Source organism: Gemmatimonadota bacterium, assembly GCA_041390125.1.
In the GTDB taxonomy this organism is placed as follows: Bacteria; Gemmatimonadota; Gemmatimonadetes; order Longimicrobiales; family Gaopeijiaceae; genus JAGQIF01.
The window spans coordinates 245,995-257,500 of sequence record JAWKQN010000009.1 but is presented as its reverse complement, the minus strand read 5'-3'; the positions used below and the strand labels follow the sequence as shown (position 1 = coordinate 257,500).

General features: G+C 70.6%; 11 protein-coding genes (1 of these 11 cut by a window edge). All 11 read left to right on the top strand.

Annotation, left to right across the window (positions count from 1 at the left end; translation table 11 throughout):
- A protein-coding gene (locus tag R3E98_11695) for a PorV/PorQ family protein (protein ID MEZ4424069.1) crosses the window boundary here: on the top strand, positions 1-113 show its end. The gene continues 880 nt to the left of window position 1, outside the view; 113 of the gene's 993 nt are visible here — the last part of the coding sequence; its start codon lies off the left edge, out of view; it ends in the stop codon at positions 111-113.
- Complete coding sequence (locus tag R3E98_11690) at positions 97-1,026, top strand: hypothetical protein (GenBank protein ID MEZ4424068.1); 930 nt, start codon at positions 97-99, stop codon at positions 1,024-1,026. The genes R3E98_11695 and R3E98_11690 overlap by 17 nt, the downstream gene beginning before the upstream one ends.
- Entirely contained in the window at positions 1,023-3,161 is a 2,139-nt protein-coding gene (gene rnr / locus R3E98_11685) for a ribonuclease R (protein ID MEZ4424067.1), read from the top strand. The genes R3E98_11690 and rnr overlap by 4 nt, the downstream gene beginning before the upstream one ends.
- A 67-nt stretch (positions 3,162-3,228) precedes the next feature.
- Complete coding sequence (locus R3E98_11680) at positions 3,229-4,197, top strand: diguanylate cyclase (GenBank protein MEZ4424066.1); 969 nt, start codon at positions 3,229-3,231, stop codon at positions 4,195-4,197.
- Positions 4,198-4,220: 23 nt separating this feature from the next.
- On the top strand, positions 4,221-4,991 hold the full coding sequence (locus R3E98_11675; protein MEZ4424065.1) for a zinc-ribbon domain-containing protein: 771 nt from the start codon (positions 4,221-4,223) through the stop codon (positions 4,989-4,991).
- Positions 4,992-5,195: 204 nt separating this feature from the next.
- Positions 5,196-6,312 (top strand): peptide chain release factor 2 gene (gene prfB / locus R3E98_11670; protein MEZ4424064.1). Its coding sequence is split into 2 segments (ribosomal slippage): positions 5,196-5,264 and positions 5,266-6,312, totalling 1,116 coding nucleotides; the frame shifts between segments, so codons are not numbered across the junction.
- Entirely contained in the window at positions 6,312-7,895 is a 1,584-nt protein-coding gene (gene lysS, locus R3E98_11665; GenBank protein ID MEZ4424063.1) for a lysine--tRNA ligase, read from the top strand. The genes prfB and lysS overlap by 1 nt, the downstream gene beginning before the upstream one ends.
- Positions 7,896-7,904: 9 nt before the next feature.
- Complete coding sequence (locus R3E98_11660) at positions 7,905-9,155, top strand: ABC transporter permease (protein ID MEZ4424062.1); 1,251 nt, start codon at positions 7,905-7,907, stop codon at positions 9,153-9,155.
- A complete protein-coding gene (locus R3E98_11655; GenBank protein ID MEZ4424061.1) occupies positions 9,148-9,846 on the top strand; it encodes an ABC transporter ATP-binding protein in 699 nt (232 codons plus the stop codon). Before R3E98_11660 ends, R3E98_11655 begins: the two co-directional genes overlap by 8 nt.
- Positions 9,843-10,337, top strand: coding sequence for a UvrB/UvrC motif-containing protein (locus R3E98_11650; protein ID MEZ4424060.1), 495 nt, complete (start codon positions 9,843-9,845; stop codon positions 10,335-10,337). Before R3E98_11655 ends, R3E98_11650 begins: the two co-directional genes overlap by 4 nt.
- 31 nt (positions 10,338-10,368) lie before the next feature.
- On the top strand, positions 10,369-11,454 hold the full coding sequence (locus tag R3E98_11645; protein ID MEZ4424059.1) for a protein arginine kinase: 1,086 nt from the start codon (positions 10,369-10,371) through the stop codon (positions 11,452-11,454).
- Positions 11,455-11,506 lie beyond the last annotated feature (52 nt).

Below are 11,506 nucleotides of genomic sequence, written 5' to 3'. Positions count from 1 at the left end.
GCCTGGGCCTGCGCTACGATCGCTTCAACGTCGCCATCGCCCGCTCTCTCGCCGCGGCCGAGCTGAGCCCCGACACCGAACCGGTCTACGTCACCCTTGGCATCGCGTTCTGAAGGCGCGGTGCTGTGCGTGCTGGTCGGCCTCGTCGGGCTGGTCGCGCCGCCGTCCGTGAGTGGTCAGCGCGCTCCGATGGGCGCCGTCTTCCCGTCGCAGCCCGCGGCCACGCTGCCCGCGCCCCCGGCCTCCCCGTCCGCGGCGGAACCGTCCACGGTCGAGGCCTGGCCGGGGCGGCTCGCGCGCGACCCCGTCGGGCCGCCCCGGTCCCGTGATCTCCGTCCGCTGCCCGCCCTCGCTCTGTCGTCCCTGCTACCGGGCGCCGGTCAGTGGCGGATGGGGCAGGGACGAGCCTGGGTGTACCTGGGGATCGAGGCTGCCACCTGGTGGCTGGTGCTGGACCGGAACGCCCGCGGCGGGCAGCGCCGGGAGGCCTACCGCGACCTGGCCTGGATGGCGGCCCGCGGCGGGGAAGGCACCCGCCTCGATGGCGACTTCGAGTACTATGAGCGTGTCTCCCACTTCGACCGTTCGGGCGCCTTCGACGACGATCCCTTCACCGCGGGGATCCAGCCCGAGCCCGATGCCTCGACGTTCAATGGCGGGATCTGGCTGCTGGCGCGGCAGCGGGCCGGCGGACCGGCGGGGGTGGAGCCGGGGACGCCGGCCTTCGAGCAGGCGCTCGCCTACTACCGGGATCGGGCGTACGACGAGCGCTTCCTCTGGGACTGGACCGGAAAAGGGGCCGAGCGCGACCGCTATCGATCGCTGATCCAGGAGAGCGACGAAGCCTTCCGGACGGCGGGGCTCGCGGTCGGTGCCGTCGTGGCCAATCACCTCGTGGCCGGTCTGGATGCCTTCCTTGCCGCCCGCGGCCCCCTCGGCGTCTCCAGCGCCGTGTCCTGGACGGAGCGCGCGACGGGCGCCCCCTCTCCCCGAGCCACGATCGCGGTCCGTTGGAGCGTCCCATGAGCCGCGTCCCCGACGCGGACCGGATCCAACAGGTGCTACGCGCCTCGCGCCGCGGACCCCTCAAGCCTCGGGACCTGGCGCGTGAGCTGGGCGTCGAGCCCCAGGACTACCCGGCGCTCAAGCGCCGGCTGCGCGAGATGGAGGACGCCGGCCAGGTCTACCGCGTCCGCGGCAAGCGGTACGCGGTCCCCGCTTCCATCGATCTGGTGGTGGGACGCCTGGAGGTCACACGTCGGGGGCATGCCTTCCTCGTCACCGGCGAGGGGCAGGACGACATCCTGGTCGCGGACACCGCGCTCGACTCCGCGATGGACGGCGACCGCGTGGCCGTGCGCGTGGAGGGCCGCTCTCGCGGGCGCCGCTTCGGACGGGTGGTACGGATCCTGGAGCGTGCCCACCCGACCGTCGTGGGCACGTACCGGGCGGCGCGGCGCTTCGGCACGGTCCGCCCGGCCGACCGCGCCCTCGCCAAGGACATCCTGGTGCCGGAGGGGGACGCGGGGGAGGCGCGCACGGGAGACCTGGTCCGGGTCGACATCGTCTCCTACGGCTCCGATCGGGCGGGCCCCGTCGGACGCGTGGTGGAGGTGCTGGGGGCGGCGGACGCACCCGGGCTCGACGTGCTGGCCGTCGTGCATGCCCACGCGTTACCGCCGTCGATGCCTCCGGCCGTGGAGGCCGCGGCCCAGGCCGCCATTGCGTCCGCCGATACCCGCCCCGAGCCCGACCGCGTCGACCGCACCGCGCTCCACGTCCTGACCATCGACCCGGCCGACGCCCGGGACCACGACGACGCCCTGTCGGTGGAGGAGCTGCCGGACGGGCGGACGCGGGTCGGGGTGCACATCGCCGACGTGGGACACTACGTCGTCTCCGGGTCGGAGGTGGACGCAGAGGCGCTTCGTCGCGGCACCAGCGTCTACCTGGTGGACCGGGTCCTCCCGATGCTGCCCGAGGCGCTTTCCGCGGGCGTGTGTTCGCTCGTGGCCGGCGAGCCGCGTCGGGTCGTGACGGTGTTCGTCGATTTCGATGCGGACGGGACGGTCGTCGGGGAGGCCTTCGAACGGAGCTGGATCCGCGCCCGCCACGGCCTGAGCTACGAGCAAGCGCAGGAGGTGCTGGAGGGTCGAGCGTCCATCGACGCGCCCACCGATGCGGCCCTGCAGCGGCTGTCCACCCTGGCAGGCGTCTTGCGGCGCGGCCGTAAACGACGCGGATCCATCGACTTCGACGTACCCGAAGCCCGGGTGGTCCTGGAGGCCGGCGGCTCTCCCATCCACATCGAGCGCCGCGCCCGTTGGGACAGCCACCGGCTGGTCGAAGACTTCATGCTGCTGGCCAACGAGACGGTGGCTCGGGCCGGCTCGAAGAAGGGGTGGCCCTTCCTGTATCGCGTGCATCACGCCCCCGACCCCGAGCGGCTCGACAAGCTGCGCGAGCTGCTGGCGGGGATCGGCTATCCGCTGCCCGACCGGGTGGGACCTCGGGTCCTGCAACAGGTCCTCGAGCGGGCGGAGGGACGGCCCGAGCAGCCGCTCGTGGCGACCTCGGTGCTGCGGGCCATGATGCGGGCCCGGTACGCCTCCACGGACGACGGCCACTACGGGCTCGCGGCCCGGCACTATGTCCACTTCACCTCACCGATCCGACGCTACCCCGATCTGCATGTCCACCGCGTCCTCGCCGCCCGGCTCTTCGGAGCTCCCGATGGGGGGGAGGCGTGGTCCGAGGATCCGCTGGCCGGACTCGCGGAGCACCTCAGCCGGCGCGAGCGCGTGGCCGACGAGGCCGAGCGCGACAGCGTGGACCTCAAGAAGATCGAGTACATGGAGCGCCACCTGGGCGATGACCTCGCCGGTCGCATCTCCAACGTGACGCCCTTCGGCTTCTTCGTGCTCCCCGACGACGTGTTCGTGGAAGGGCTCGTCCACGTGAGCGCCCTCGGCGACGACTTCTACCACTTCCACGAGGGGTCGCTCAGCCTGGTGGGGGAGAAGCGCGGACGGGTGTACCGGATCGGGGATGCGGTCCGCGTGCGGGTGGCGCGCGTGGACCGTGGCGAGCGCCGGATCGACTTCGTGCTCGAGGGGGACGCGGTGCCCCCGCCCAGCCGGCGCGGCGGGAGGCGGCGGTGAGGTTTGACACTCGTGACCGCTCCGCGGTAGAGTCGGCTGGCTTCAGGACGCCGAGACAGGGAACGGCATGACCTCCGACCGGACGCTGGTCTTCTTCTCTCCCTCGGGCGCGCCGCTCCCCGAGCTCATCGCCCAGTTCGCGTCCGAGCGCCGGTTCGAGATCGACCGCCCCGGGACCGCCGCCGACGTGCTGGCCCTCGTCAACCGGGCCGTACCCGCCTGCCTGGTGTTGGACGCCCGCAACGGGGGCGGGGGGGAGAGCGCCCGCCTGGCCGCCGAGCTCAAGAACGACCCGTTCACATCCCTGGTGCCGATCGTCGTCGTCTACGAGGGTGGGGCGCGGGCGCGGTTCTCGGAAGGCCTGCAGGCCGGGGCCGACGAGGTCATCACGGACGTCGAGGAGGTGGCCGAGAACCGGCTCCGGCTCCACCTCGTCCTGCAGCGGGCCTCCCGGGACGTCAACGTCCATCCCACCACCCGCCTGCCGGGCACGGTCCAGATCGAGCGCGACCTCGGCGAACGCATGGCGTCGGGGCAGATGTTCGCCGTGTGCTACGCCGACCTGGACCACTTCAAGGAGTTCAACGACCGCTACGGCTACGCCAGCGGGGACCGGGTCATCCTGTTGGTGTCGCGGATCCTGCGGGACCTGGTCCGGGTGCTGGCACCCGGGGGGTTCGTGGGGCACATCGGCGGGGACGACTTCATCTTCAATGTCCCGCTCGAATACCTCGAGCCCTGTTGCGACGACATCCTTCAGGTCTTCGACGAGCTGATTCCCTACCAGTACACCGAGGAGGACCGGCAGGCGGGCTACTTCCTGGGCAAGGACCGCCGCGGCTCCATCCACCGGATCCCCCTGATGACCCTCTCCATCGGGGTGGTGACCAACCAGTTCCGGCGCTTCTCCCACACGGCCGAGGTCAGCTCCCTGGCGGGGGAGATGAAGACCTACGCCAAATCGCTCCCTGGCTCGGTTTATGTAGTCGATCGGCGGCAGAGTGTGGTCGGGCCGGGACGCGGCCGGACTTCCTAGCGCTTTTCCACGAGAGGCCGCCGATGTTGTTCACCGTCACCTGTCCGGGGTGCGGCACGGATTTCCCGGTCGACCCCCGCAAGGTTCCCGAAGACGGCGTGTACGCGCAGTGCTCGGTCTGCCCGCAGATCTTCTGGGTGGACCGGGAGATGCTGATCCCGGCCCCGGTCGCCACCGTCACGGTCCAGCCCCGGAGCGGAGGGGCCCCGCAGACCGCTGTGCGCCCTGCGGCCCCCCCGGTGCCGTCGGCCGTGGAGCCGGCGCCGGCGGCCGCCCCCCTGGCGCCTCCGGACGAGACCCCCGCGGTCGAGCCGGAGCCCATCCCGGCGGCCCCGGAGAAGGTCGTGGCGGACACGGACGCGGGAGCGGTCGAGACGGCTCCCCCCGTGCGGGCGGACGCCGCGCCTGCCGTCGAAGCGGTTCGCGAGGCGGCCCCGGTGGAGGCACCTGCCGCTCCGGCCCCCGAGCCTGCCCACGCGGCGGCCACGGTCGCCGCCCCGGCCGCTCCTGCGCCGGGCGCCTCTCCCCACGCGGCACCCACGTTCGGCCGCCGCGACCCGCACGAGCGGGCGGCCCGACTGGCCCGCGTCCTGGTCTCCGACATGATCGCCTATCACCCCGATCGCCACCGGGCGAGCCTGCAGGCGGGTACGCTCGCGGACGACTTCGAGGACGAGATCCTGAAGTCGTGGAGTGAGTACGTCCAGCAGGTGGGGAAGGACATGGCCGAGAGCACGGACTACTGGCGCGACGCCCTCAATCAGGTGCTGGCCCGCGGAACGCCGGTGTTCTGAGCGGCGGCCCGCCTGGCCGGAGCGGACCGTCCGGTTGTCCGCGTCCAAGCGGGTCCGTTAGCTTCACACATCCCAAGCCGGGGGTCGCCCTGGCCTCGCGAGGGGTCGCCCGATGGGTCGACCCCTCGTTCGCCTTCCGGCACCCGGGAGGCCTTCGGACGCGAGGCCCGATCGTCCCTCCCGTGCCGATCTGCCAGGACGCACATGACGAACGAGCGCTACGAGCAACTGGAGTCCGCCGCCGAACGGATCGCCGAGCTCAGGGGGTATCTTTGACGTCGACACCCGGCGTGCGCGCATCGAAGCCCTCGAGAGCGACATGGCCCGCTCGGAATTCTGGGACAACCCCGAGCGCGCCCGTGAGATCATCGACGAGTCCAATCGCCTGAAGGGATGGGTGGAGCCCTGGACCGACCTGGACCGTCGGGCCCGGGATCTCCTGGAGATGGCGGAGCTGCTGGAGGCGGAGCCCGACGCCGACCTCGATACGGAGTGGGAGCGCGAGGTGGAGGGGCTGGCCGGTGCGCTCGACGAGCTCGAGCTACGCACGATGCTGCAGGGTGAAGACGACCACCGTGATGCCATCTTGACCATCCACCCCGGTGCGGGTGGAACGGAATCCCAGGATTGGGCCGAGATGCTCCAGCGCATGTACGTGCGCTGGGCGGAGCGGCGAGGCTGCACGGTCAGCATCCTGGACCTGCAGCCGGGCGAGGAGGCGGGCATCAAGGGCGTCACGTTGGAGATCACGGGCGACCACGTCTACGGCTACCTGCGCGCCGAGAAGGGCGTGCACCGTCTCGTGCGCATCTCCCCCTTCGACGCCCAGGCACGTCGCCACACCTCGTTCGCCAGCGTGTTCGTGTATCCCCTGGTGGAAGACGAGATCGAGATCGACATCGATGAAGGCGACCTGCGCGTCGACACGTTCCGGGCCTCGGGCGCGGGCGGGCAGCACGTCAACAAGACGGACTCCGCCATCCGCATCACGCACCTGCCTACCGGCATCGTGGTCTCCTGTCAGCAGGAGCGCTCGCAGCACAAGAACCGCGCGACGGCGATGAAGATGCTGCGGGCCGCCCTCTACCAGCGCGCGTTGGAGGAGCGGGAGAAGGAGCGGGAAGCCCTGGAGGCGACGAAGACGCAGATCGCGTGGGGCAACCAGATCCGGTCCTACGTCTTCCAGCCCTACACCATGGTCAACGACCACCGCACGGAGCTGAAGGTCGGTGACGTGCAGCGCGTGATGGACGGAGATCTGGATCCGTTCATCCACGCCTATCTGAAGCGATTCGGCGCCACTCCCTCCCAGGCGGTGTGATGGACGATCTGAGCCAGGTGCTCCTGCACCGGCGCCAGAAGCTGGACGCGTTGGCGAGCACCGGCACCCTTCCGTACGCCTACTCCTTCGAGCGGTCCCACACCACGAAGCAGGCCGTCACCGCCTTCGAGGCGGCCGAGCGCGACGGGGCCGTCGCCGACGATATCGGGCCGGAGGCGCGGGTGGGCGGGCGCGTGGTCGCGTGGCGGGGGCACGGCAAGACGGCCTTCGCCCACCTCGAGGACGGACACGGACGCCTCCAGCTCTACTTCCGCAAGGATGTGCTGGGAGAGGAGCGGTTCGGGATCCTGGACCAGGTGGACGTGGGGGACTGGATCGGCGTGGAAGGGCCCACCTTCCGGACGCGCACGGGGGAGGTCACGCTGCGCGTCACCGCGTTCGAGATGCTCACGAAGTCCATGCGCCCGTTGCCGTTCGGGAAGACGCAGGTGGACCCGGAGACCGGGGAGACCGTCACGTATTCGGGCTTCGCCAATCAGGAAGCGCGCTACCGGCAGCGCTATGCGGACCTGGCGGTCCACCCGGACGTGCGCGACGTCTTCCGGGCCCGCACGCGGATCGTGGCCGAGCTGCGGCGCTTCCTCGACGCGCGCGATTTCCTGGAGGTGGAGACACCGGTTCTGCAGCCGCTGTATGGCGGCGCGTCCGCGCGTCCCTTCCTCACCCATCACAACGCGCTCGACGCCACGCTCTACCTGCGCATCGCCGACGAGCTCTACCTGAAGCGACTGCTCGTGGGCGGCTTCGAGCGGGTGTACGAGATCTCCAAGGACTTCCGCAACGAGGGCATCGACCGGTTCCACAACCCGGAGTTCACGATGCTCGAGTTCTACCAGGCGTTCGCGGACTACCACGACATGATGCGGCTCGTGGAGGATCTCTTCATCCACGTGGCGGAGTCGGTCCACGGTGAGGCGCGCTGCACCTGGCAGGAACACGACATCGGCTTCACACGACCCTTCGCCCGCCTGCGCCTCACCGACGCCCTCAGCGAAGCCCTCGGCTTCGACGTGCGGGCCGCGTCGGATGAGCGGCTGGACGCTGCCTGCCGTGAGCACGGCATCGCGGACCGTCAGGGGCGGGGCCGCATGCTGGACAAGCTGTTCGGTGTCCTGGTGCAACCGTCGCTGATCCAGCCCACGTTCGTCCTCGACCATCCCGTCGAGCTGAGCCCGCTGGCCAAGCCACATCGCACCGAACCCGGTCTGACCGAGCGCTTCGAGCTCTTCGTGGCCGGCGAGGAGTTCGCCAACGCGTTCTCGGAGCTCAACGACCCCGCGGAGCAGCGCGAGCGTTTCGAAGCGCAGGTGCGCATGCGCGAAGCCGGCGACGACGAAGCGCAGGCGCTGGACGAGGACTACATCCGCGCGCTCGAGTACGGGATGCCCCCGACGGGGGGGGTCGGTGTGGGTGTGGATCGGCTGGTCATGCTGCTCACGGACCGGAGCTCCATCCGCGACGTGATCCTGTTCCCGACGCTGCGACCCGAGGAGGGAGAGGAGACGCGCTCCGACGGAGCCGACGATCCGGCCGCCTCCGACACCGCGGCCTCGCTGCCGTAGGGACGAAGGGTGTTCAACCGGCTCGACTGGTACGTCGCCCGCCGCTATCTGGGAGCGCGCAGGAAAGGGCGCTTCCTCTCGCTCATCACGTGGATCGCCCTGGGCGGTGTCACCCTGGGCGTGACCGCGCTGGTCGTGGTGCTCGCGGTGATGAACGGCGCCCAACGCGATCTCCGGGACGTGATCCTGGGGTCGACACCCCACGTGATGGTCCTGCAGCACGGTTCGGCGTTGCGGATGGATCGCTGGCGGACGGTCGTCGACTCCGTGGGCACCCTGCCGGGGGTGCGGGCCGCCTCTCCCTTCGTCATCACCCAGGTGGGGATCGGCCGGGCCGGCTACGCACAGCCGGCCGACCTGTACGGGATCTCCCTGGACACCGAGGGCCGTGCGGTCTCCGACCTCGAGCGACGTCTGAGCGGACCCGAGCTGCTGGGCGCCCCGCGGACCGGAACCCTCCCACGCGTGGTGCTGGGAGAGCGCCTGGCCAACCGGATGGACCTGTTCCCGGGTGACACCGTGCAGGTGATCGCGCTGGAGAACACCCGCATGGGCCCGCTGGGGGACCTCGTACCGCGCGTCCGGCTCTTCGAGGTCCAGGGAACGGTCCGGACCGGGGTCTACGACTACGATCTGCGCAACGCCTACACGGACCTGGAGGCGGTGCAGGGCCTGCTCGACCTGGTGGCGGACGACCAGGTCTCCGGGGTGAGCGTGCAGGTGGATGACCCCTTCGCCGCGGATGCCGTCGCAGATGCGGTCGGCGAGAAGCTCGGCTTCCCCTATTTCGCACAGAGCTGGATCACGCAGAACAGCTCCCTCTTCTCCGCGCTCAAGCTGGAGAAGCTGGCCATGGCGTTGATCCTGTTCCTCATCGTGGTCGTCGCGGCCTTCAACATCGTCAGCACGCTTGTCATGGTGGTGGCCGACCGCACGCGTGAGATCGGGATCCTGAAGTCGATGGGCATGACCGACCAGGGGATCCTCCGGATCTTCCTGCTGCAGGGTGTCTGGATCGGCGTGATCGGCACCGTGGTGGGCGCCGGGGCCGGGGTGGTGCTGGCCCTGTTGCTCAAGCGCTTTCCCATCATCACCCTCCCGGCGGACGTCTACACGCTCGATCGCCTTCCCGTGGCGCTCGACCCCTGGGACGTGGCCCTGACGGTCGGCGGCAGCATCCTCATCTCGCTGCTGGCCACGATCTATCCCTCGCTGCAGGCGTCACGCCTGCAGCCGGTCGAGGCCATCCGCCATGAGTGACGTCCCGGCCCTCGAAGCCGTCGAGCTGGCCAAGCGCTACGCCCTCGGCGACGGCTCCGAACTCGAGGTGCTGCGCCGGGTAGACCTGCGCGTGGCCCGGGGGGAGTCGGTGGCCATCGTGGGCGAGAGCGGGTGCGGCAAGAGCACGCTCCTCCACATCCTGGGGCTCCTCGACCGCCCCACGCAGGGCGAGGTCCGCGTGGGGAGCGCGAGCGCGAACGGTCACGATACGCAGGCGCTCGCCGCGTTGCGGAACCGGTCCATCGGGTTCGTGTTCCAGTTCCACCATCTGCTGCGGGAGTTCTCCGCGCTCGAGAATGCCATGATGCCGGCCCTCATCGCCGGAGCCCCGGAGCGCGAGGCGCGTGAACGCGCCCGTGAGCTGCTGGGCTGGGTCGGGCTGGAGCGACGCCTGGAGCACAAGCCGTGGCAGTTGTCGGGCGGCGAGCAGCAGCGCGTCGCCGTGGCCCGAGCCCTGGTCAACGATCCGGCGGTGTTGCTGGCCGACGAGCCCAGCGGCAACCTGGATGAGCGGACGAGCGCGCTGCTCCACGACCTCCTGTTCCGCATCCGGAGCGAACGGGGAACCTCGATGGTGATCGTGACGCACAACCGGGACCTGGCGGGGCGTGCGGACCGGACCCTCAAGCTGAGCGACGGGACGCTGCATGCGCTCGGGGAGGTGGCATGAAGACCTGCGAGAACTGCGGCGCGGCCGAGGCGGTCGTGCACTTCATGCACATCGAGAAGAACGAGATGACCACGCTGCACCTGTGCGAGAAGTGCGCGGCCGAGAAGGGCGTGGAGAAGCCGCCGCCGACGAGCCTCGCGCTGTCCAGCCTGCTGGAGCAGGTGGGGGAGGTGGCGGAGCGGCAGTCGGCGGACCTGAGCGGCCGCTGCGAGTTCTGTGGGCTGACCCTGGCGGACTTCCGCGAGACCGGGCGCTTCGGGTGCCCCCACTGCTACGTCTCCTTCGAGGCCGGGCTGCGCAAGCTCCTGAGGCGGGTGCACGGATCCTCGCGGCACGTGGGCAAGGTCTATCTCAGCCCCGAGGCCCCCTCGGCCGACCGGGAGCGCCGGCTGCGGGGGCTGCGCCGCAAGCTGCAGCGCGCGGTCGACGGAGAGGACTTCGAGCGGGCGGCCCAGATCCGGGACCAGATCCGGGCCCTGGAGCCATCCTGAGGGGCGCCGTGGACGATCCGGGGGGCAGGGCATGGACGACCTGAGCTACGTGCCGGACGCCGGCCTGGGCTGGCTGGACGCGAGCGGTCCGAACGCGGACGTGGTGCTGTCCACCCGGGTCCGGCTCGCGCGCAACGTCCAGGGCCACCGGTTCGGCCAGCGGGCCCGCCCGGAGGACACCCAGGCGGTGCTGGACCGGGTGCAGGAGGCGACCCGGGGGCCGGTGCCGCTCCTCGAGGGAGCCCAGGTGCTGGAGATCGGACGGCTCGAGCCCCGGCTCCGGAGGGTGCTCCAGGAGCGGCGGCTGATCTCGCGGGACCTGCTCCGGGACACGGGTCCGGGCGGCGGCTCGGCCGTGGTGCTTTCGGCCGAGGAGCCGTTCTCCATCATGGTCAACGAGGAGGACCATCTCCGTGTCCAGGCGATCTTTTCGGGGCTTCGCCTCCAGCAGGCCTGGAGCCTGGTGGACCGCCTCGACGAGGAGCTCGGCGCCGTGGTCCCGTTCGCGTTCCACCCCGAGTTCGGCTTCCTGACCAGCTGCCCGACCAACGTCGGGACCGGCCTGCGGGCCTCCGTCCTGGTGCACCTGCCCGCCCTGGTCCTGACCAAGGAGATCGCCAAGGTCCTGGAGGGGCTCAACCAGGTCGGACTGACCTTCCGGGGCCTCTACGGGGAGGGGTCGGAGGTGGTCGGGAACTTCTTCCAGGTGTCCAACCAGACCACCCTGGGGCAGACCGAGGAGGACCTGGTCGACCACCTCGAACGGATGATCGGGCAGGTGATCCAGCACGAGCTGCACGCCCGCCAGATCCTGCTCCGGGACGCCCCCCAGGTGACCGCCGACAAGCTGTGGCGGGCATACGGCTTGCTCCGCTACGCCCGGGCCCTTTCCTTCGAGGAAATGATGAACCTCATGAGCGGGGTTCGGCTGGGGGCCAGCCTGAAACTACTCCCTGGGCTCCGTGTATACACGCTCAACAAAATCATGATCTTCACCCAGGCGGCCCACCTCGAGGAGGCCGCTGGACGGGAGCTGACTCCTTCTGAATGCGATGCCCACCGGGCGGCCTACGTCCGACGGGTGCTGGCGGCCGAAGGGGTGGGGGAGGCGGAATGAGCCGCCCCGGCTCGGGTGACGTTCGGAGCGTGACCCCTCCACGAGGCCCGCT

Coding starts and splice junctions, on each gene's coding strand:
- lysS (MEZ4424063.1), top strand. CDS start 6,312: ATGGACGATCTGAGCCAGGTGCTCCTGCACCGGCGCCAGAAGCTGGAC.
- R3E98_11675 (MEZ4424065.1), top strand. CDS start 4,221: ATGTTGTTCACCGTCACCTGTCCGGGGTGCGGCACGGATTTCCCGGTC.
- R3E98_11650 (MEZ4424060.1), top strand. CDS start 9,843: ATGAAGACCTGCGAGAACTGCGGCGCGGCCGAGGCGGTCGTGCACTTC.
- R3E98_11655 (MEZ4424061.1), top strand. CDS start 9,148: ATGAGTGACGTCCCGGCCCTCGAAGCCGTCGAGCTGGCCAAGCGCTAC.
- R3E98_11680 (MEZ4424066.1), top strand. CDS start 3,229: ATGACCTCCGACCGGACGCTGGTCTTCTTCTCTCCCTCGGGCGCGCCG.
- rnr (MEZ4424067.1), top strand. CDS start 1,023: ATGAGCCGCGTCCCCGACGCGGACCGGATCCAACAGGTGCTACGCGCC.
- R3E98_11645 (MEZ4424059.1), top strand. CDS start 10,369: ATGGACGACCTGAGCTACGTGCCGGACGCCGGCCTGGGCTGGCTGGAC.